18 protein-coding genes are annotated in these 21,712 nt (G+C 65.7%); 14 read left to right on the top strand and 4 right to left on the bottom strand.

The annotated features are described in order from the left end of the window. Positions 1-203: 203 nt before the first annotated feature. Positions 204-569 (top strand): response regulator, encoded by a 366-nt coding sequence (locus tag CAL28_RS20915; RefSeq protein WP_176464057.1) that lies wholly within the window; start codon positions 204-206, stop codon positions 567-569. 62 nt (positions 570-631) lie between these two features. Continuing rightward, the gene (locus CAL28_RS20910) at positions 632-1,279 is read left to right on the top strand and encodes an FMN-binding negative transcriptional regulator (RefSeq protein WP_217906593.1); all 648 of its coding nucleotides are present in this window, start codon (positions 632-634) and stop codon (positions 1,277-1,279) included. 48 nt (positions 1,280-1,327) lie between these two features. Here CAL28_RS20910 and CAL28_RS20905 read toward each other — a convergent pair whose 3' ends face one another. The 4 genes from CAL28_RS20905 to CAL28_RS20890 form a co-directional block, all read right to left on the bottom strand. Continuing rightward, complete coding sequence (locus CAL28_RS20905) at positions 1,328-4,051, bottom strand: mechanosensitive ion channel domain-containing protein (RefSeq protein ID WP_094843122.1); 2,724 nt, start codon at positions 4,049-4,051, stop codon at positions 1,328-1,330. A gap of 101 nt (positions 4,052-4,152) precedes the next feature. After that, positions 4,153-4,548 (bottom strand): winged helix-turn-helix transcriptional regulator, encoded by a 396-nt coding sequence (locus CAL28_RS20900; RefSeq protein ID WP_094843121.1) that lies wholly within the window; start codon positions 4,546-4,548, stop codon positions 4,153-4,155. Positions 4,549-4,610: 62 nt separating this feature from the next. Further along, positions 4,611-5,768, bottom strand: a complete 1,158-nt coding sequence (locus CAL28_RS20895; protein ID WP_094843120.1) for a PQQ-dependent sugar dehydrogenase — start codon at positions 5,766-5,768, stop codon at positions 4,611-4,613. Between the two features lie 132 nt (positions 5,769-5,900). Beyond that, positions 5,901-6,989 carry an Ldh family oxidoreductase gene (locus CAL28_RS20890; RefSeq protein ID WP_094843119.1) on the bottom strand — a complete coding sequence of 363 codons (1,089 nt, stop codon included), beginning with the start codon at positions 6,987-6,989 and terminating at the stop codon, positions 5,901-5,903. Between the two features lie 165 nt (positions 6,990-7,154). Here CAL28_RS20890 and CAL28_RS20885 point away from each other — a divergent pair, with 165 nt between their 5' ends. The 12 genes from CAL28_RS20885 to nuoH all read left to right on the top strand — a co-directional run bounded on the left by CAL28_RS20885 (position 7,155) and on the right by nuoH (position 21,694). Then, positions 7,155-8,090, top strand: a complete 936-nt coding sequence (locus CAL28_RS20885) for a LysR family transcriptional regulator (RefSeq protein WP_094843118.1) — start codon at positions 7,155-7,157, stop codon at positions 8,088-8,090. 106 nt (positions 8,091-8,196) lie between these two features. Then, positions 8,197-9,699: an ABC transporter substrate-binding protein gene (locus CAL28_RS20880; protein WP_094843117.1), complete on the top strand. Its 1,503-nt coding sequence runs from the start codon at positions 8,197-8,199 to the stop codon at positions 9,697-9,699. Positions 9,700-9,777: 78 nt separating this feature from the next. Further along, complete coding sequence (locus tag CAL28_RS20875) at positions 9,778-11,580, top strand: gamma-glutamyltransferase family protein (RefSeq protein WP_094844764.1); 1,803 nt, start codon at positions 9,778-9,780, stop codon at positions 11,578-11,580. A 352-nt stretch (positions 11,581-11,932) separates the two neighbouring features. Beyond that, positions 11,933-13,090, top strand: a complete 1,158-nt coding sequence (locus tag CAL28_RS20870) for a porin (RefSeq protein WP_094843116.1) — start codon at positions 11,933-11,935, stop codon at positions 13,088-13,090. A 449-nt stretch (positions 13,091-13,539) separates the two neighbouring features. Then, positions 13,540-13,899, top strand: coding sequence for an NADH-quinone oxidoreductase subunit A (locus CAL28_RS20865; protein ID WP_094843115.1), 360 nt, complete (start codon positions 13,540-13,542; stop codon positions 13,897-13,899). Positions 13,900-13,941: 42 nt separating this feature from the next. Continuing rightward, positions 13,942-14,421: a NuoB/complex I 20 kDa subunit family protein gene (locus CAL28_RS20860; RefSeq protein WP_066353485.1), complete on the top strand. Its 480-nt coding sequence runs from the start codon at positions 13,942-13,944 to the stop codon at positions 14,419-14,421. A 48-nt stretch (positions 14,422-14,469) separates the two neighbouring features. Further along, positions 14,470-15,099 (top strand): NADH-quinone oxidoreductase subunit C, encoded by a 630-nt coding sequence (locus CAL28_RS20855; RefSeq protein ID WP_094843114.1) that lies wholly within the window; start codon positions 14,470-14,472, stop codon positions 15,097-15,099. Between the two features lie 2 nt (positions 15,100-15,101). Then, positions 15,102-16,358 (top strand): NADH-quinone oxidoreductase subunit D, encoded by a 1,257-nt coding sequence (locus tag CAL28_RS20850; protein WP_094843113.1) that lies wholly within the window; start codon positions 15,102-15,104, stop codon positions 16,356-16,358. Between the two features lie 61 nt (positions 16,359-16,419). Next, positions 16,420-16,914: an NADH-quinone oxidoreductase subunit NuoE gene (gene nuoE / locus CAL28_RS20845; protein WP_094843112.1), complete on the top strand. Its 495-nt coding sequence runs from the start codon at positions 16,420-16,422 to the stop codon at positions 16,912-16,914. After that, positions 16,911-18,278: an NADH-quinone oxidoreductase subunit NuoF gene (nuoF, locus tag CAL28_RS20840; RefSeq protein WP_094843111.1), complete on the top strand. Its 1,368-nt coding sequence runs from the start codon at positions 16,911-16,913 to the stop codon at positions 18,276-18,278. Before nuoE ends, nuoF begins: the two co-directional genes overlap by 4 nt. A gap of 15 nt (positions 18,279-18,293) precedes the next feature. Beyond that, on the top strand, positions 18,294-20,621 hold the full coding sequence (nuoG, locus tag CAL28_RS20835) for an NADH-quinone oxidoreductase subunit NuoG (RefSeq protein WP_094843110.1): 2,328 nt from the start codon (positions 18,294-18,296) through the stop codon (positions 20,619-20,621). Further along, positions 20,621-21,694 (top strand): NADH-quinone oxidoreductase subunit NuoH, encoded by a 1,074-nt coding sequence (nuoH, locus tag CAL28_RS20830; protein WP_094843109.1) that lies wholly within the window; start codon positions 20,621-20,623, stop codon positions 21,692-21,694. Before nuoG ends, nuoH begins: the two co-directional genes overlap by 1 nt. The last annotated feature ends 18 nt before the right edge of the window (positions 21,695-21,712 follow it).

Raw genomic sequence — 21,712 nt, 5'->3', positions numbered from 1 at the left:
TGGGCTGCGAGCTTGGCGCGGCGATGTAAGGAAAGGAAAAGATAGAGCGGGAAGGCCGGCGGCGGCATAAGCTCATGGCGTATCTTACGCGTCGCGGCGGCCGGCAACAGGCGGATAAACATCGGGCCGCCACGGCGGGCACATGGCTTGCGTACGTATTCCCTCGGTACAGCGGACGCGCATGTCGGCGCGGCGGAGCAAAGATGGCAAAAATCATGGTGGTGGACGATGAGGCCACCCTCGCAAGAGTGGTGCGCGACGCGCTGAGCGGCGCCGGCCATACGGTATTCGTGGAGAGCGACGGCCTGACGGCGCTGACGCGGATGCTGGAAGTGCAGCCGGACCTGGTCGTATCCGACGTCATGATGCCGGGGATGGGCGGCGCCTCGCTACTGACCGCCATGCGCGATAACGCCTACCTGGAAGAAGTGCCCGTCATCGTCATGAGCGGCCTGCCCGAGGAGTCGGTCGTCGACGCATGCCCGCGCTATTCGGCTTTCATCGCCAAACCCTTCGACCTCTGCGCCATCGTCGATATGGTTGACCGCGTGCTGGCCACCCGGCACTAGGCGCGACGCCAGGGTTTGCCTTGGGGCAGGACCGGCCCGAAGCCGGGCAGGATTGCTCCATAATGGCGCATCCCCTGGAGAAATTCATGTACGTGCCGCCCGCCTTTCTTGAAGAAGACCGGTCCACCATCCATCGCGTCATGCGGGAAGCGCGGCTGGTGCAACTGGTGACTTCCGGCCCGGATGGCTTGCTTGCCACGCCGCTTCCCATGTTGCTGGAGGCCGATGAGGGCGAACACGGTGTGCTGTACGGCCACATCGCGCGGGCCAACCCGCACTGGCGCACGCCCGTCGCCGGAGACGCCCTGGCCATCTTCATGGGGCCCGATGCCTATGTCTCGCCCTCCTGGTATGCCACCAAGCAGCGCGACGGCAAGGTGGTGCCGACGTGGAACTACGTGGCCGTCCATGCGTATGGGCCGGTGGAGTTTTTCGACGACGCCGCCCGCCTTTTGCGAGTGGTTTCCGGGCTGACCGAACGCCACGAAGCGGGACGGGACGCGCCATGGGCCGTATCCGATGCGCCGGCCGAGTACGTCTCGTCCATGCTGCGGGGCATTATCGGGGTAAGGCTGCCCATCGTCCGCATCGACGCCAAGCGCAAGATGAGCCAGAACCGGAACGCGGAGGACCGTGCCGGCGTGATGTCCGGCCTGGCGGCCAGCGCCGATCCCCTGGATCGCGCGGCTGGCGCGCTCATCCCCGAATAGCGCGGGCGGGCCCCCGAAAGCGCGACTGGCGGTCCCCGCCGTTCGCCTTCAGGGGCGATGGCCTTTCCCCGCGCCATCTCCCTGCCGCGCGCCGCCCTGTGGCGCGGCCGCGTCCGCGCCCGTCGGGACCGCCAGCGGCGAGGTGTCCGTGGGCAGCAACAGGCTGGCGCGCGGGTTGGCGATTTCGATGCCCAGCTCGCGGAAGCGTTCCAGGATGCGCCGGTTGATTTCGCGCTGCACGCCCCAGCGTCCCTTGTCGCTGCAGCGCATCTGGCCGACCAGGGTGACCATGGATCCGTCGACCGAATCCACGCCCCACACCTCGATGTCGTTCAGGATCTGGTCCTTGAAGTTCGCGTCCTGGCGCAGCGAGGCGCCGATCTCCTTCAGTTCCCTCACCACCATGTCGATGTCGGTATCGTAGGCAACGCTGATGCGCACGGCCGCATTGCCGATGCCGCGATTGCTGTTGCTGACGGTGGAAACCGAGCTGAAAGGTACGATGTACAGCGCGCCATCCCCGCCGCGCAGGCGCACCGTTCGTATGGACAGGTATTCGACGCTGCCGGAGACGCCCGCCACCGTCACCCAGTCGCCCACGCGCATGGCGTTCTCCATCAGCAGGAAGATGCCGGTGATGAAGTCCTGCACCAGTTTCTGCGAGCCGAAGCCCAGCGCCACGCCGATGATGCTGGCGCCGGCCAGGAGCGGGGTGGTATTGATGCCGATTTGGTTCAGCGCCGTCAGTCCCACGATCAGGGCCACTACGATGAACAGCGCGGTGCGCAGCATGGGCAGCAGCGTGCGCAGGCGGGCGGCCCGCACGTTGTCGCCAAGGCGCGTCCAGCGCGCCAGGCGCCGCTCCACCGCATATTGCGCCGCTTCCCAGATCACGATGGCCACGATGATCGCAATCACGATGGTCAATGCCGCGGACGCCAGGCTGCGGCCCAGCGACCCGCTGGCAAACCAGCTCAGCGCATCGACGCCCCACGATTCGAACAGGACCACGATGGTGCACAGGGTAAGGAACACCGATACGAGGCCGCGCGTCCAGGGGTAGTAGCGTTCCGACAGGCGCACGGCGCCCCGCGGATAGGCGTCGTCGCCGCGATCGCCTTCGCGGCCGGCCGAGAACAGGCGCCCCAGGCTGCCCAGGATCAGGATGGCGAGCAGGCGCGCCACGACCAGCACCGCGGCCGATATCAGCACGAAGTGGATCAGCTTGGGAAAGCCGTTCTGCACGCCCATGGCCCATACCACCCATACGCCCATGACCAGCACGATGGCGATGATCGCCCATGCCTCGGCGAACCAGTTGCGGGCGACCGCGAGGGGGCCGGCCGCGCCGGGCGCGGCGCGCAGCGCATGGCGCACGGGCCGGCGCAGTTTCAGGATCAGGACGACCGCGCTCAGGTGCACCAGCAGGGACACCGCCTTCAGGAAGGCCATGCCGAGAGCGGGCGCCGTGCCCAGCAAAGGTATGGTGTCCGCGATGGCGACGCCGAACAATGCCAGTCCGGCAATCCAGCGTATCCACGTGATCAGCTCGTGCGCCGTGGCGGGTCCGATGCTCAATAGCCGCAGGCCTTGTCCGGCGGGCGAGACCAGCAGCCGCATGACGGCCATCACGATGCGCAGCGCCACATAGGCCGCGATGAAGCCCGCGACGGCCTCCCGCACGCGCGGATGGCCGCCGGCCGCGTAGCGCAGCGCCATATTGGCCGCGACGAAGAACAGCGCGACCGGCAGCAGGTCCAGCAGCAGCGCGCCGATCGCATAAGGCATGTTGCGCAGGGTCCGGGAATGATGGCGCGAGTCCCGCCGCCCCGATGGGACGGGCGCTTCGCGTGGCGCGGCCGCGTCCGGGATCGGCGCGGATGCCGGTGCCGCCGAACCGGCGGCATTATCCTTGCCCACCGGTACGGTTTCGATATGGTCCACGCCGTCGCGATGCGTCTGGATGACGGCCACGCCGTCGGCGGGCGGCGTCAGCCCCGCCTGGGCCGCGTCCGCGGCCGCCGTCGCCGGCCCGGCAGGAGCCGTAGGTACCGCCGGGGGCGGGCCGACGCCTCCGCCGGTCTGGATGGCCTCGTTGCCGGCCAGGTGTTGCCGGGCCGGCCGGTTGGCATGTTCCTCGAGCGCGATTCGTGGACGGCGCAGCGCGCGACGCAGGCCCCACTCCAGGATCAGGCCCGCGGCGAAGGCGGCCAGCAAGGACAGCCCGAGCAGTCCCAGCAGCCGTTGTCCCGCCTCGGTGGTGAGCGCGCGCGAGTGCGCGAGCAGGGCGGGGAATTCCTTGGCCGCGCTGCCGACCTCGCTTGCCTGCGCGGCGAAGTTGTCCATCCAGCGGTCCAGGCTGCGCAGCATGCGAGCTGTCAGGCCGTCGCTTTCCAGCGGCACGATGGTGGCCGGCTGGTCGGGTTCGGCGCTGGCGGGCTGGGTGGCAGCCGTGGCCGCGGACGGGGTCGCCGGTACTGCCGGGGGGGCGCCCGCTGCCGTGGTCGCCGGGGCGGTGTGGGATGGCGTCGCGGATTCGGCCGGCGCGGCGGCCGCGATGGTGTCCAGGGTGCGGATCAGTTCCGCGCGACGGGCATCGTTGCGCAGGATATCGGCGGTGCGCCGGGCCTCCGCCGGCGTGATACCCGTGGTGGTGGTGGCGGCGGCGGAGGAGGGCGGGACGGGTCCCTGCTGCGCCATCGCCGGTCCGTGCACGGACAGGAACAGGACGACGCCGCACAGGGCAGCTTTACATGTGTCGCTTTTACGCATGGCGGAAAGCCGGCGCGGCCGGCGCCGGCGTAACGATCAAAAGCGACCGCTGTTGCAAGCCCCATACCTAGCGATGGGCTGCCTGCGCGTCCTGTATCGATTCAATACACGAGCGCTTGTCCCTCGAATCTCACGCCGGCCGGCAGGCCGGTGGGCGGCGGGTCCCCGCTGGCTTCGGCGGCGCCGGCGTGCCGTTCTCCCCATTGCCGCAGCGCGAGCAGCACCGGGACCAGGTCCCGGCCCTTGTCCGTCGGCACATATTCGCGGTAGACGCTGCCGTCCGAAGCGGGGGCGACCGACAGGATGCCGAGTTCGACGAGCATGCGGAGCCGCGTGGTCAGGATGTTGCGCGGGATATCGAGGTTCTTCTGGATGGCGTTGAAACGCCGGATGCCCTTGAAGGTGTCGCGCAGAATCAGCAGTGTCCACCAGTCGCCGATGCAATCCAGCGCCCTGGCGATAGGGCATGGTGAAGCGTGCAGGCACTTCCTTTTCATCGACTCGCTCCTTTGGTTGGCCGGGGTCGTCGCGGTGTCCGCCCACGGCATGGCTTGGACTTTTATTTTTTTGGCGTCAGGCGCAGCAGGCGGCCGTCGGAGGCGTCCTCGATCACCCATAACGCGCCGTCCGGGGCGACCGCCACATCGCGGATCCGCTGCCCCATATCCCATAGGTCGGCCTGCGTCGCGCCGCCGCGGCCATCGAAGGCGATGCGCGCCAGCGCCCGCGCGCGCAGTCCGCCGATGAAGGCCGATCCTTGCCATTGCGGGAACATCGGGCCCGTGTAGAACGCCAGCCCCGCCGGCGCGATGACCGGTGTCCAATAGATCACGGGCGCTTCGAATTCGGGTCGCGTGGCATGGCGCGGGATGGGCGTGCCGTTGTAGTTGTCCCCGTTCGATACGATGGGCCAGCCGTAATTGCGCCCGCGCAGGATCAGGTTCAGCTCGTCGCCGCCCTTGGGGCCCATTTCGTCCATCCACAGACGGCCGTCCGGCGCGAAAGCCAGGCCATAGGGATTGCGATGGCCCGTGGTCCAGGTCTGCGCCCGCACGCCGCCTTGGGCGAACCACGGATTATCGGCGGGTGTGCTGCCGTCCGGATTAAGGCGCAGCACCTTGCCCAGGGGAAGGTCGGGATCCTGGGCCGTTTCGGGGCTCATGCGGTCGCCGACCGTCAGGAACAGGTGCCGGCCATCGGGAGAGAAAGCGATGATGCCGCCGGGCTGGCCGCCGGCGCCCTGGTATGCCTGTCGCCATATGACCGACACATCCCGCAGGGCCGCACGGGCACCGGTTTCCTCCAGCCGGGCGCGCGCCAGCGCCAGGCTGCTGCCGCCCGCGCCGGGTTCCATATAGGTGAAATAGACGGCGCGCGAGGCCGGGTAGTCCGGCGCGGCCGCGATGTCCAGCAGCCCGTTCTGGCCGCCGTAGGCGACCTTGGGGACGCCCGCCACCGGTGTCTTCCGTCCATGGGGATCGACCAGGAAGATCCGCCCCGGCTTTTCCGTAACCAGCATGCGGCCGTCCGGCAGGAAGCCGATGGCCCACGGCTCGTCGAAAGTGGCGACCGGGGCGGCGGCGAATGGCTTATCGCCGCGCGGCTTTATCTGCCCGGCATTGGTTTCGGCGATGGCCGCTGTCGGGCCGGCCGCGATGCCGAGCGTCGCGGCGAGGATGACGCCGATCCCGCCCAGGGTGATGCGAGCAAGCTGCATGAGTCCACCTCCTGCCTCCGTGTTTCGTCATCGCCACCGTCGGCACCGGGCCCGGGCAGGGCATGCTTCCATGCGCCGCCCCCGGGCCTGCGGTGTGCGGTCGTCGCCGCGCGCACCGTCCAGCGTGCCGCGTCAGGCCTCCAGCGGGGCCACGCCCACGCTCTGTGCCAATGTATCCAGCGCCGCGCGCAGTTCCGCATGAATGGGAACGCCGTTGGCCATGCGTTCTTCGTAGGTGCGGTGCGACTGTTCCCCGGGCAGGCGGATTTCGTCCCATCCGGGCAATAGTTCCGACGACTTCATCTGCGCCCAGATATCGTCCACCTGCTCCTCGAACTGCCGCAGCGGCATGAAGGCCTCCACGTCCAGCGCGATCACAGTGTGGCCCGTATTCGTGGTCGTCGCATAGTCCTGGTTGAAATCCACCACGTCCCTGCCGAAGGCCGCGCCGTTCAGCGTACCGGCAAGCAGTCCGAACATCATCGCCAGGCCATAGCCCTTCGCGCCGCCGATGGGCAACAGGAATCCCTCGCCGGATCGCTTGGGATCCAGCAGCGGTTTGCCGTCGCGTCCCACCATCCAGCCTTCCGGCATCATCTCGCCTCGCTGTGCCTTGGCCTTGACCTTGCCGTACGCCGCATTCGTGGTGGCCATGTCCAGCACGATGGGCGGTCGATTCCGGCCCGGGACCGCGATGGCGATGGGGTTGGTCGACAACAGCATCTCCGTGCCGCCCCAGGGCGGCATATGGTTCGCGCTGCCCACCGCCATATAAATACCCACCATCCCATGCTGCAGCGGCATGCGGGCATAGATGCCCGCCGGGCCGGCGTGGTTGCTCATGCGCGCGCCTACCCACGCCACGCCGGTATTGCGCGCCTTCTGTACGGCCAGGTCGGCGGCCTTTTTCATGATCAGGTGGCCGATGCCATTGTCGCCGTCCAGCAGGGCGGAGCCCGCGCGCTCGGACACGATCTGGATGTCGGGGCGCATATTCATGCCACCCGCCCGGATGCGCTTGACGTAGGGCGGCAGGCGGAAAATGCCGTGCGCGTCGGCGCCGCGCGCGTCGGCCTCGGCCATGATGCCGCCCACCACGCGGGCATCGGCCTCAGGCATGCCGACGGCGGCCAGTACACGGGCAATGAAGTCCTGGAGCCGGGCGGCGGGAACGCGGGACTGGGTCGGCGCATGGGCGCCAGTGGCGGTATCTTGGGGCATCGAACATACAGGCTCGGGGGCCTGCCATATCACTTTGAACTGAGGAGTCCAAAGTATAGGAAGCGGGTCCCTGGGAGGCCAATGCTGTTTTCTTACCAAGCCATAACGATTCGTTCTAGACTGCGCCATCAAGACGCCGGTTCTCCATCCTGACGCGATCGCCGCATGAACCTGAAAGCACTCCGTTATTTCGTCGCCATCGCCGACACCGGCAGCTTCACCGCGGCCGCCGCGCTGGTCCGTATCGCCCAGCCCGCGCTCAGCCGGCATGTCAGGGAGCTGGAAAGCGAGCTGGGCGTGCCCCTGCTGCGCCGCAGCGCGCGCGGCGCGCAGCTGACGCACGAGGGCGCCGCCTTATGCGAGGCCGCCCGCCGCATCCTGGCCGAGGCCGACCAGGTCAAGACGCAGCTGACGACCCGCGCGCAGATGGGGCAATCGACCATTACCGTGGGAGCATCGCCGACCCTGGGCAGGGTATTGCTGCCTGGCTTGTTCGAGCGATGCGACAACGCGCTTGGCGACTTTCGCATCGCGCTGCGCGAATCCTTCACACCGGTTTTGTCGGACTGGCTGGCGCGTGGCCTGATCGACGTCGCCTTCCTCACCAACCCCGAAGGATCGGGCGATTTCGCCCTGCACCATCTTTACAGCGAACCTTTCGCCCTGGTCACGGCGGCGCCCCGCCGCATTCCCCCCACGGTGCCGGTGTCCGCGCTGCCGGACATTCCGCTGCTGATGACGCGTTTCCATCGCAGCATCGTCGAGCGGCAGCTCAGCGTCGTCGGCGGACGGTTGAATATCTACGCCGAAATCGACTCGGTGGAATCGATAAGCGAACTGGTCATGCAAGGGCGCTGGGCCACCGTCATGCCGGTGTCGGTGTTCAAGCGCCAGCGCGAGGCACGGACGGTAGCGTTGTCCGAAGTCACGGGCGTACAGTTGAACCGCCTGTTGATGCTGGCGGTGCGCCGGGACGGCCGGACCAGTCCCGGCATCGCCCTGTTCACGGACATCGTCAAGGCGGAGTGCGCCGAGCTGGTCGCCAAGGGGGTATTCAGCTTTTCCGACGGTCTCGGGCCGCCGCGCGACGCAGGGATGTAACAGGGCGCGTTGATATATCAAGCTTGGATACAATGCCCGCTTTGTCCTGCCGGCGACCCGCATTCGGCGGTCGGCGCGCGGCCGGATCGCAATCTGGAGAAGTCTCATGCGAAAACTCTGCCTGGCCATGACGGTGGCCGGCCTGTTGGCCAGCAGCGCGGCAATGGCGCAATCCACCCTGCGTATCGGCTTGCAGGATGACCCCGACGTGCTCGATCCGGCGCGCGCGCGAACCTTTGTCGGCCGCATCGTTTTCGCGTCGCTCTGCGACAAGCTCGTCGAAATCACTCCCGACCTGAAGATCGTCCCGCAGTTGGCCGTGTCCTGGTCGACCAGCGCCGACGGCAAGACCTTGACGATGAAGCTGCGCAAGGGCGCCGTCTATCATGACGGCACGCCCATCGACGCCGCCTCGGTCAAGGCCAACCTGGATCGGGCGCGCACCTTGCCGGACAGCAACCGCAAGAGCGAACTGGTCACGCTGTCCAGCGTGGACGCTCCCGATGCCGAAACCGTTGTGCTGCACCTGAGCGAACCCGACGCCTCGCTGCTATCGCAGTTGTCGGATCGTGCCGGCATGATGATTTCCCCTGCTTCCTTCGACAAGGACCCCGGCAGCAAGCCGGTGTGCTCGGGCCCCTACAAGTTCAAGGAACGTGTGCAGAACGATCGCATCGTCCTGGAAAAATTCCCCCAGTACTGGGATGCCGCCGACTATCACTTCGACCGCGTCATCTTTACCCCCATCCCGGATGCCACGGTGCGCGTGAACAACCTGCGCGCCGGCGATCTCAATATCATCGAGCGCGTGGCGCCTTCCGACGCCAAGGCGGTGAAGGACGATCCCAATCTGCGCCTGGCGCCGGTCACGGGCCTGGGCTATCAATCGTTTTCCTTCAACCTGGCCAATGGCGCGCGCGCGAACAACCCCTTCGCCAAGGATAAGCGGGTGCGCGAAGCGCTGGACCTTGCCATCGACCGCGATGCCATCAACCAGGTGGTGGGCGAGGGCATGTTCCAGCCGGCTTACCAGCCTTTCCCGCCGGCCAGCTTCGCCTATGACAAGCGCCTGGAGCGCAGCGGCCGCGACCCCAAGAAAGCCAAGGCGCTGCTCAAGGAAGCCGGTTTCGATCGTGTGAAGCTGGAAATCACCTTCGGCAACAACACCACCATGCAGCAGGTGTACGAACTGATCCAGGCCATGGGTGCCGAAGCCGGTTTCGATATCTCGCTGCGTCCGGTGGAATTCGCCGCGCTGCAATCGGCGCTGGCGCGCGGGGACTTCGAGGCCGGGCAGAGCGGATGGTCCGGCCGCGTCGATCCCAGCGGCAACATCTATCAGTACATGGCGACCAAGGGCAGCCTGAACGACGGCAAGTTCAGCAATGCCGAAGCCGACAAGCTGCTCAACGAGGCCCGCGCGGAGCCGGACGAAAGCAAGCGCAAGGTGTTGTACGGCAAGGTGATGGACATCATGCATGCCGAAGATCCCATCATCTATCTGTTCTACCTGCCGTGGACCTTCGGCGTGCAGAAGAAGATCCAGGGCTTCGTGCCTTACCCGGACGGCCTGATCCGCCTGAAGGGCGTGACGATGGCCGCCAAGTAAGCGTCCCGGCATCCCGCCGCCCCATAACGTGTACGGCCGCGGCGCGGTTTCGCGCGGGGCGGCCGGGAGACCGACATGATGTTCACCACCCGCCCGGAGATCCTGGGCACTTTCGGCGTCGTGACCTCGACGCACTGGCTGGCGACCGCCGCCGGCATGGCCATGCTGGAGCGCGGCGGCAACGCCTTCGATGCCTGTGTCGCCACGGGCTTCGTCCTGCAGGTCGTGGAACCCCATCTGGTCGGGCCGGCCGGCGAGGTTCCCATCGTTTTTCATTCCGCGGCCCGGGGCAGGGTGGAAGTGCTCTGCGGACAGGGCACCACGCCCGCCGCCGCGACCCTGGACCGCTTCCGCGCCGAGGGACTGGACCTGATTCCCGGCAATGGGCTGCTGCCCGCGGTCGTTCCCGGCTCCTTCGACGCCTGGATGCTGCTCCTGCGCGACCATGGCAGCATGCGCTTGCGCGATGTCCTGGAGCCCGCCATCCACTACGCGGAAAACGGGCATGCGCTGATGCCGCGCATTTCCAACACCATCGCCGGCCTGAAGGACTTCTTCGAGAAGAACTGGCCCACCACGGCGCAGATCTACGTACCGAATGGCAGCGTGCCCCAGGCCCGCAAGCTGTTCCGCAATCCGAGCCTGGCGCGGACCTGGCAGCGGGTGCTGCGCGAAGCCGAAGCCGCCGGCGCCGACCGCGAGCGGCAAATCGAAGCCGCGCGCGACGCCTTCTATCGCGGCTTCGTCGCCGAGGCGATAGACCGTTTCGCGCGCCAGCCGGTCATGGACGAAAGCGGCACGCCGCACAGCGGCGTCATCACGGGCGACGACCTCGCGGCATGGTCGGCGACCTACGAGGCGCCCCGGACCTACGACTACGAAAACTACACCGTCGCCAAGGCCGACGCCTGGAGCCAGGGGCCCGTCTTCCTGCAAACGCTGGCTTTGCTCAAGGGCGCGGACCTGGGCGCCATGGGCCCGTCCAGCCCGGAGTTCGTTCATTGTCTGACCGAAGCGATGAAGCTGGCCTTCGCCGATCGCGAGGTCTATTACGGCGATCCGGCTTTCGTCGACGTTCCCTTGGCGGATTTGCTGTCCGAGGCCTACAACGCCCCGCGGCGCGCCCTGATCGGCGACCGCGCCTCGCATGAATTGCGCCCGGGCGTGCTGCCGGGCTACGAGGACCAGCATGCCCGCATGATGGATGTCCTGGGCCGGCTGTCGCGCATCACGCAGGCCGGCGCGGCCACCAATGAGCCCACCATGGCCGATATGCGCGCCTCGGCGCCGGTCAGGCGCGGCGATACCACCCATGTCGACGTGATCGACCGCTGGGGCAATATGGTCTCGGCCACGCCCTCCGGGGGCTGGTTCCAGGCCTCGCCCGTGATCCCGGAGCTCGGCTTCGGCCTGACCACCCGGGCCCAGATGTTCTGGCTGGAGCCGGGCCTGCCGGGCTCGCTGGCGCCCCGCAAGCGGCCGCGCACGACCCTGACCCCCTCCCTGGCCCTGCGCGACGGCCGCCCGTATATGGTGTTCGGCACGCCAGGCGGCGACCAGCAGGAGCAGTGGCAACTGCAATTGTTCCTGCGCCACGTCCATCACGGGCTGAATCTGCAGGAAGCCATCGACCTGCCGATGTCGCACACCATGCATTTCCCGAGTTCCTTCTACCCCCGGGACCGCAAACCCGGCCACCTGGCGGTGGAGGCGTCGTTCGGGCAGGAGACCATCGAGGCGCTGCGCGCGCGCGGGCACCGGATCGAGGAAGTGCCCGCCTGGTCGGTGGGCCGCCTGACCGCCGCCTCGCTGGACGATGACGGGATCCTGCACGCCGCGGCGACGCCGCGCCTGATGCAGGCCTATGCCGCCGGCCGCTGACCGGCCATGCAAGGGGAATTTTCTGGGGCGGGGCGGCTGGGAAGGTGCCCAAACGGGGCTTTTGGTTCCTGCCGTTCCGGGCCAGAAACCACCCTGTTGCCTCTCGCGCACCGTCCCGATATTCTTCCCGGCGGGGTCGACAAACGGGGACGCCATCATCGCCCTCGGCTTCCCCATGTTGTATGAACCCAACAAAGCCTTGGCCCAAAGCCGTGGTTTTGCGGCACGACCATAGCCAGTCCCCTGGATTTTTGATGCAATAGCGTCAACTTCCCTTCGCGGAGTTAGGGGGGCGGCAGGCTGGTGTGCTGGATTGCTGCTCTTGTCACTCAAATCAACGGAGATTTCTTAAATGAAAAAGACTCTGCTCGCTGCCGCCCTGCTCGCCGGTTTTGCCGGTGTTGCACAGGCAGAAACGTCCGTGACCCTGTACGGGATTCTGGACACCGGCATCGGCTACCAAAGCATCCGCGGCCATGGCATCAATGACCAGTCCAAGATCGGCATGCTGAATGGCGTGCAGAACGGTTCGCGCTGGGGCCTGCGTGGTTCGGAAGATCTGGGTGACGGTCTGCGCGCGGTGTTCACGATCGAGTCGGGCTTCAACTCCGGCGACGGCAACTCCGCTCAAGGCGGCCGCCTGTTCGGTCGTCAAGCGACCATCGGTCTGGCCAGCAACAGCTGGGGCCAACTGGACTTCGGCCGTCAGACCAACATCGCTTCCAAGTTCTTCGGTTCGATCGACCCGTTCGCTGAAGGCTTCGGCATGGCGAACATCGGTACCGTGTTCAGCTCGTCCAACACGACGCGCTTCGACAACATGGTCCTGTATCAATCGCCCGTGTTCGGCGGCTTCCAGGTTGGCGCTGGCTACTCGTTCAACATCGACGATACCAACTCGGCCCAAACCGGCTTTAACACCAACAACAACCAGCGCGCCATCACGACCGGTCTGCGCTACGTGAACGGCCCCCTGAACCTGGCCGCCGCGTACGACCAAGTCAACCGCAACACGGCCGTTGCTGACGCTGACACCACCGGTGGCGGCGATCGCATCCGCGCCTGGTTGCTGGGCGGCGCCTACGACTTCGAAGTCGTCAAGGTGTCGGCTGCCTACGGCCAAACCAAGGGCGGCTGGATCCAGGCTACCAGCCTGACCGGTCTGTTCACCAGCGGTTCGCCCAGCCTGGGCGGCAGCGTTCTGCCCACCAACACCTACAGCGACGACTTCAAGTCGCAGCAGTGGATGCTGGGTCTGAGCGCCCCGATCGGCGGCGCGACGAGCGTGTTCGGTTCGTGGCAGCGTGCCAACGTCAAGAACGGCAGCCTGTACACCACCGGCAACTTCACCGGCGAAGACAGCAACATGAACGTCTACTCGCTGGGCGTGACGTATGACCTGTCCAAGCGCACGAACCTGTACGCTCTGGGTTCCTACACGAACAACTACGGTTTCGTGGACGGCCTGAAGAGCACGCTGGTCGGCGTCGGTATCCGTCACCGCTTCTAAGCAAAATGTCGATGCGGGGCGATTCGTCGTCCCGTATCGAATGCATTTCGTCTGGCCGGGATTTTTCCCGGGCGACGCGAGCATACAAAGCGCGGCCAGTTCATCGGCCACGCTTGTTTGAAGCCACCTTTCGAGGTGGCTTTTTTCTTGCCGGCACGTTTCCTGCGCGTCGTTCGGCGATTTTGTCCCGCCGCGGTTTTTTGGTATTGTGAGCGCCCGTGCCGTCGGTTCCGCGTAATCGCGGATCGCGCCGAATTCGGCCCTTTTTTATACCGGCCCGGCAATGCGGCCGGGTCTGTGGCCTCTGTTTTCCTTGCGTGCGTCGCAATTGCGAAAGGCGCGTGCAAAGTGGCCCCGATACTTGTCCTCCAGCTACAGAGTTCAGCGGGAAGTAACGGCGCGAATGCTACAATCCAAAGGTTTGAGCATAGACGGACGCGCCCTCCCAAATGAACCTGCAACAGTATTTCCCCGTTCTGCTATTCATCATTGTGGCGACGCTGATCGGCTTTGCGTTGATCACAGCGGGCTCGCTGCTTGGACCCCGGCGTCCTTACGCAGAAAAACTGTCTCCCTACGAATGCGGATTCGAAGCATTCGAAGACGCGCGCATGAAGTTCGACGTGCGTTATTACCTCGTCGCCATCCTTTTCATCCTCTTCGACCTCGAGATCGCGTTCCTGTTTCCGTGGGCCATCGCGCACGGTGCTGTCGGTCTGGTCGGCTTCTGGACCGTGATGATTTTCCTCGCGGTCCTGACGGTGGGTTTCATCTACGAATGGAAAAAAGGCGCGCTCGATTGGGAATGATGCCAACCGGCCCATTCCCCATCCACGCCACCAGAGATCAATATGGCTATTGAAGAAGGCATCCACAAGCAAGGCTTCATCACGACGAGCGCCGACAAGTTCATCAATTGGGCGAAGACGGGTTCGATGTGGCCGATGACGTTCGGCCTGGCCTGTTGTGCCGTGGAAATGATGCACGCCGGCGCGGCGCGCTACGACCTTGACCAGTTCGGTATTATTTTCCGCCCCAGCCCGCGGCAGTCGGACCTGATGATCGTCGCCGGCACGCTGTGCAACAAGATGGCGCCGGCCCTGCGCAAGGTGTATGACCAGATGCCGGAGCCCCGCTGGGTCGTATCGATGGGTTCTTGCGCCAACGGCGGCGGGTATTACCACTATTCGTATTCCGTAGTGCGCGGGTGTGACCGCATCGTTCCGGTGGACGTCTACGTACCGGGCTGTCCGCCCACGGCCGAGGCGCTGGTCTACGGTCTGCTGCAAATGCAGAACAAGATTCGCCTGACCAACACCATCGCGCGCTGATCGGGCACTCGCCCGCATCGCGTGTCTCGGCTTACCTAATCGTTGAAGATGATGACCAGGCTCGAAACCCTGAAAACCAACTTGCACGCCGCGTTCGGTGAATCCATCGTGCTGACCGAGGCGCTGGGCGAATTGACGCTGGAAGTGCCGGCGGCCCAGTGGATCTCGGTGTGCAACCGGCTGCGTACCGACGCGGCCCTGCAATTCGAATCCTGTATCGACCTGTGCGGCGTGGACTACCTTACCTGGGGTAACGGCACGCGCCCGCAGGCCGACGAACGTCCCGGCACGCGCACGCAGCGCGGACGCTACGCGGTCGTGATCCATCTGCTGTCCATCGAGCACAACTGGCGCCTGCGCGTGCGCACCTGGGCCCCGGACGACGACTTCCCCATGATCGCCTCGCTGATCGAATGCTGGCCCGCGGTGGGCTGGTACGAGCGCGAAGCCTTCGACCTGTACGGCATCGTCTTCGAAGGCCATCCCGACCTGCGTCGCATCCTGACCGACTATGGCTTCATCGGCCATCCGTTCCGCAAGGATTTTCCGCTGTCGGGCAACGTGGAAATGCGCTACGACCCCGAGCAAGGCCGCGTCATCTATCAACCGGTCACCATCGATCCGCGTGAGATCACGCCGCGCGTCGTGCGCGAAGATACCTATGGAGCCGGTCGCTGATCATGGCTGAAATCAAGAACTACACCCTGAACTTCGGTCCCCAGCACCCGGCCGCGCACGGCGTGCTGCGACTGGTGCTCGAACTGGACGGCGAGGTCATCCAGCGCGCCGACCCGCATATCGGGCTGCTGCACCGCGCCACCGAAAAACTGGCCGAACACAAGACCTTCATCCAGGCGCTGCCCTACATGGACCGCCTGGACTACGTGTCCATGATGTGCAACGAGCACGCATATGTCATGGCCATCGAAAAGCTGCTGGGCATCGAAGCGCCGCTGCGCGCGCAGTACATCCGCGTCATGTTCGACGAAATCACGCGGATCCTGAACCACCTGATGTCGCTGGGGTCGCATGCGCTGGACGTGGGCGCGATGGCGGTCTTCCTGTACGCCTTCCGCGAACGCGAAGACCTGATGGATTGCTACGAAGCGGTATCCGGGGCGCGCATGCATGCCGCCTACTACCGCCCGGGCGGCGTGTATCGCGACCTGCCGGATGCCATGCCGCAGTACGGGGGCTCCAGCAAGTATCGCGGCGAAAAGGAAGTGCGCGCCATGAACGACGCGCGGTCCGGCTCGATGCTGGATTTCATCGAGGACTTCACCAACCGCTTCCCCGCCTGCGTGGACGAATACGAAACGCTGCTGACGGACAACCGCATCTGGAAGCAGCGCCTGGTGGGCATCGGCGTCGTCTCGCCGGAACGCGCCAAGGCCCTGGGCTTTACCGGCCCGATGCTGCGTGGTTCCGGCGTGGCCTGGGACCTGCGCAAGACCCAGCCATACGAAGTCTACGACCTGGTCGATTTCGACGTGCCGGTTGGCGTGAACGGCGACTGCTACGACCGCTACCTGGTGCGCGTCGCCGAAATGCGCCAGAGCAACCGCATCATCCGCCAGTGCGTGGAATGGCTGCGCAACAACCCCGGCCCGGTGATGATCGACAACCACAAGGTTGCGCCGCCCAAGCGTGCCGCCATGAAAACCAACATGGAAGAGCTGATCCACCATTTCAAGCTCTTCACCGAAGGTTTCCATGTGCCGCCCGGCGAAGCCTATGCGTCCGTCGAGCATCCCAAGGGCGAATTCGGCATCTACATGGTGTCGGACGGCGCGAACAAGCCGTATCGCCTGAAGATCCGCGCCCCCGGCTTCGCGCACCTGCAGTCGCTGGATGAAATGACCCGCGGACACATGATCGCCGACGCCGTCACCGTCATCGGGACGCAGGACATCGTGTTCGGCGAAATCGACCGCTAGGGAACGCGCACGACCTCGAAGAAGACCCGTAGGGGCCTCTTGCATATTCCGGATTCAAACTATGCTGCTTTCCGAACAGGCTTACCAGAAAATCGACCGGGAGCTCACGAAGTTCCCGGGCGACCAGAAGCAGTCGGCCATCATGGCCGCGCTGGCGATCGCGCAGGACGAGAAGGGCTGGCTCTCGACCGAGATCATCGAAGACGTCGCCACCTATCTGGGGGTGCCGCCCATCGCGGTCCAGGAAGTCGCCACGTTCTACAACATGTTCAACGTGACGCGCACCGGCAAGCACAAGATCTCGGTCTGTACCAACCTGCCGTGCGCGCTGCGCGACGGTGAAAAGGCGGGCGACTACCTGAAGCGCAAGCTCGGTGTCGACTACCGCGGCACCAGCGCGGACGGCATGTTCACGCTGGTCGAAGGCGAATGCATGGGCGCCTGCGGCGATTCGCCGGTGGTGCTCGTGAATAACAAGCATATGTGTGTACGCATGACCGAGGCTCGGCTGGACGAGCTGATCGATGCCCTGCGCGCGCAAGGAGAAACGGCATGAATGCGCCGGACCTGTACCGCCAGTTCGCCCAGGGGCTGGATCCCAACCCGCTGCGCGACCTGTCGCAGTCGATGTGCCTGCATGGCCGCCACCTCCAGCCGCAGATCCTCGCCGACCTGGACGGCGCCAACTGGCGCCTGGAAGACTACGTCAAGCGCGGCGGCTACGAGGCGCTGCGCAAGATCCTGACTACCGGCATGAAGCCCGAGGAAGTCATCGCGGAAGTCAAGGCTTCGGGCCTGCGCGGCCGTGGCGGCGCAGGCTTCCCGACGGGCCTGAAGTGGAGCTTCATGCCCCGCACCTTCCCGGGCCAGAAGTACCTGGTGTGCAATTCGGACGAGGGCGAGCCCGGCACGTTCAAGGACCGCGATATCCTGCGCTTCAACCCGCATATCGTGATCGAAGGCATGGCCATCGCCGCCTATGCCATGGGTATTTCGGTGGGCTACAACTACATTCACGGCGAGATCTTCGAAGTGTACGAACGCTTCGAGGAAGCCCTGGAAGAAGCCCGCGCCGCCGGTTTCCTGGGCGACAAAATCCTGGGGTCGGATTTCAACTTCCAGCTGCATGCCTTCCATGGCTACGGCGCCTACATCTGCGGCGAAGAAACCGCGCTGCTGGAATCGCTGGAAGGCAAGAAAGGCCAGCCGCGCTTCAAGCCGCCGTTCCCCGCCAGCTTCGGCCTGTACGGCAAGCCCACGACCATCAACAACACCGAAACCTTCGCCGCGGTGCCGTGGATCATCCGCAACAGCGGCCAGCAGTACCTGGAAATCGGCAAGCCGAACAACGGCGGCACCAAGATCTTCTCGATTACCGGCGACGTCGAGCGTCCCGGCAATTACGAGATTCCGATGGGAACGCCGTTTTCCAAGCTGCTCGAGCTGGCCGGCGGCATGCGCGCCGGCCGCCAGCTGAAGGCGGTGATCCCGGGTGGTTCCAGCGCGCCGGTGCTGCCGGCGGGCATCATGATGGATACCACCATGGATTACGACGCGATCGCCAAGGCGGGTTCCATGCTGGGTTCGGGCGCCGTCATCGTCATGGATGACACGCGCTGCATGGTGAAGTCCCTGCTGCGTCTTTCGTATTTCTATTTCGAGGAAAGCTGCGGTCAATGCACGCCGTGCCGCGAGGGCACGGGCTGGCTGTATCGCATGGTCAACCGCATCGAACACGGCGAGGGCAGGCCAGAAGACCTGGACCTGCTCGATAGCGTGGCCGGCAACATCATGGGCCGCACGATTTGCGCCCTGGGCGATGCCGCGGCCATGCCCGTGCGCGGTTTCCTGAAGCATTTCCACGACGAATTCGCGTACCACGTCGAGCACAAGAAGTGCGTGGTCCCGCATTATCTGTAGGTCCAGGAACAGACAATGGTTGAACTAACCGTCGACGGCAACAAGGTAGAAGTGCCCGAGGGCAGCATGGTGATGCATGCGGCCCAGAAGCTCGGGCAGTACGTGCCGCATTTCTGCTACCACAAGAAACTTTCCATCGCCGCCAACTGCCGCATGTGCCTGGTCGAAGTCGAGAAAGCGCCCAAGGCGCTGCCGGCTTGTGCCACGCCCGTGACCAATGGCATGGTGGTGTTCACCAATTCGGAAAAAGCCAAGGCCGCGCAGAAATCGGTCATGGAATTCCTGTTGATCAACCACCCGCTGGATTGCCCGATCTGCGACCAGGGCGGCGAATGCCAGCTGCAGGATCTGGCGGTCGGCTACGGCGGCTCGGCCTCGCGCTATCACGAAGAAAAGCGCGTGGTCTTCCACAAGGACCTGGGCCCGCTGGTCTCGGCGGAGGAAATGAGCCGCTGCATCCATTGCACGCGCTGCGTCCGCTTCGGCCAGGAAATCGCCGGTGTGATGGAACTGGGCATGGTCAACCGGGGCGAGCACTCCGAGATCACGTCCTTCGTCGGCCGCTCCGTCGAATCCGAACTGTCCGGCAATATGATCGATCTGTGCCCGGTCGGCGCGCTGACGTCCAAGCCGTTCCGCTACAGCGCCCGTACCTGGGAACTGGCGCGCCGCCGTGCCGTCAGTCCGCACGACAGCCTGGGCGCGAACCTGGTCGTGCAGGTCAAGGGCGACAAGGTCCTGCGCGTGGTGCCCTTCGAAAACGAAGCGCTGAACGAATGCTGGCTGAGCGACCGCGACCGTTTCTCGTATGAAGGCCTGAACGCCGACGACCGCCTGGCCACGCCCATGATCAAGGGCGCGGACGGCGAGTGGCGGGAAGCATCCTGGGCGGACGCGCTGCAAGCCGTCGCGCAGGGCCTGTCCCGCGTACGCGACAACTTCGGCGGCGGGCAGATCGGCGCGCTCGCGACCGAATACGCCACCACGGAAGAATTCGCGCTGCTGGGCCGCGTGGTCCGCGCGCTGGGTTCGGAAAATATCGACTTCCGCCTGCGCCAGACCGATTCCGCCTTCGGCGCCGCGCTCGAAGGCGCGCCGTGGCTGGGCATGCCCGTGGCCGACCTGGATACCCTGGATCGCGTGCTGGTGGTCGGTTCGGTGTTGCGCAAGGACCATCCCCTGATGGCCCAGCGCTTGCGGCAGGCCGCCAAGCGCGGTACCCAGATCCTGATGGTCGACAGCCTGGCGGACGATCCGCTGATGCCCGTCGCCGGCCGCCTGACCGTCGCGCCTTCGGCCCTGCCGCGCGCGCTGGCGGAAGTCGCCGTGGCGCTGGCCCAGGCCAAAGGCCAGGCCGTTCCCGCCGAATTCGGCGGTGTGGTGCCCGGCGAGCAGGCCAAGGTGATCGCGGCCAGCCTGGCCTCGGGCACCCAGTCCGCGGTGCTGCTCGGCAACCTGGCCGTCGCTTCGCCGCAAGCCACCACGATCGCCGCCAACGCCCAAAGCATCGCCACGATGGCCGGTGCCCGCCTGGGCTTCCTGACCTCCGGCGGCAACACGGTCGGAGGCTATCTGGCCGGTGCCGTGCCGGGCAAGGGCGGCAAGACCGCCGCCGCCATGCTGGCCGATCCGCTCAAGGCCTACATCGTGCTGCATGCCGAACCGCTGCTGGATGCGGACAACGGCCCGCGGGCGGTTGCCGCGCTGCGCGATGCGCAGTTCGTCGTGGCGCTGACGCCTTACCGTTCGGCGGCCGAGTCATGGGCCAACGTCATGCTGCCCGTCGCGCCGTTCACCGAGACCTCCGGTACGTTCGTCAACGCCCAGGGCCTGGCGCAAAGCTTCAAGGGCACGGTGGCCCCGTTCCAGCAGACCCGTCCCGCGTGGAAGGTGCTGCGGGTGCTGGGCAATGTGCTGCAACTGGCCGGCTTCGATGACGAAACGTCCGAGTCGGTGCGCGACAGCGTCCTGTCCGGCGGGGTGGAAGGGCGCCTGTCCAACCGCATCAACGCAACGCCGGGCCTGGGCGCGAGCCTCGACGGCCTGGAACGCGTGGCCGACGTGCCGATCTACCGCACGGACGCCATCGTTCGCCGCGCCGAATCGCTGCAGGCCGCGCCGGCTTCGCGTTCGCCCGCGGTGCGCATGAACGGCCAGACGCTGGCCGGCCTGGGGCTGACCGCCGGCATCAAGGTGCGCGTGCGCACCGCGACCGGCGCCGTCGAACTGGAAACCGTGCAGGACGAGACGGTCGCCGACCGTGCGGTGCGGGTTTCCGCCGGCTTCGAGCAAACGGCCGCCCTGGGCGGTGCATTCGGTGAAATCAGCGTGGAGCGTGCCTGATGGAATGGCTCAACACTTTGGAAAGCCAGGGGCAGGCCTTGCTGGGCGCGACGCCCTGGCTGGTGGTCTGGACAGTCGTCAAGGTCGTCATCATCGCGGTACCCATCATCCTGTGCGTTGCCTACCTGACGTACTGGGAACGCAAAATGATCGGCTTCATGCACGTGCGCAGGGGCCCCAATCGCGTGGGCTATCGCGGTCTGCTGCAACCGTTCGCGGACGTCTTCAAGCTGCTGACCAAGGAAGTGGTGGTGCCGACCGAGGCCAACCGCATCCTGTTCATCCTGGCTCCGGTGGTCACGCTGATGCCGGCGCTGGCCGCCTGGGCGGTGATCCCCTTCGGCCCGCAAATCGTGCTGGCCAACGTCAATGCGGGCCTGCTGTACATCATGGCGATCACGTCCGTCGGCGTCTACGGTGTCATCGTGGCCGGTTGGGCGTCCAATTCCAAGTACGCCTTCCTGGGCGCGCTGCGGGCGTCGGCGCAGATGGTGTCGTATGAACTGGCGATCGGTTTTGTGCTGGTGACGGTGCTGCTGGTGTCGGGCAGCCTGAACATGACCGAGATCGTGCTGGGGCAGACGCGCGGCTGGTTCGCGGACCACCGCCTGACCTTCCTGTCCTGGAACTGGCTGCCGCTGCTGCCGCTGTTCGTGATCTACGTCGTGTCGGCCGTGGCGGAAACCAACCGCGCGCCCTTCGACGTGGTGGAAGGCGAATCGGAAATCGTCGCGGGCCACATGGTCGAGTATTCCGGCATGGCCTTCGCGCTGTTCTTCCTGGGCGAATACGCCAACATGATTTTGTTGTCGGCGTTGGCTTCGATCATGTTCCTGGGCGGCTGGACTTCGCCTATCGACGTGGCGCCGCTGACCTGGATTCCCGGCTGGATCTGGCTGGGTCTGAAGACTTTCTGCGTAGTGTCCCTGTTCATCTGGTTCCGCGCCTCGTTCCCGCGGTATCGCTATGACCAGATCATGCGCCTGGGCTGGAAGATTTTCATTCCGTTGACCGGCGTATGGCTGCTCGTGGTGGCGATCTGGATGCAGACGCCCTGGAATATTTGGCGCTAGCGATAGGCAAAAGGCAGG

It is taken from the genome of Bordetella genomosp. 11 (assembly GCF_002261215.1).
Lineage (GTDB): Bacteria > Pseudomonadota > Gammaproteobacteria > Burkholderiales > Burkholderiaceae_B > Bordetella_C.
Note: the sequence above shows the minus strand (reverse complement) of the source record. Positions and strands in the feature narration are given on the sequence as shown.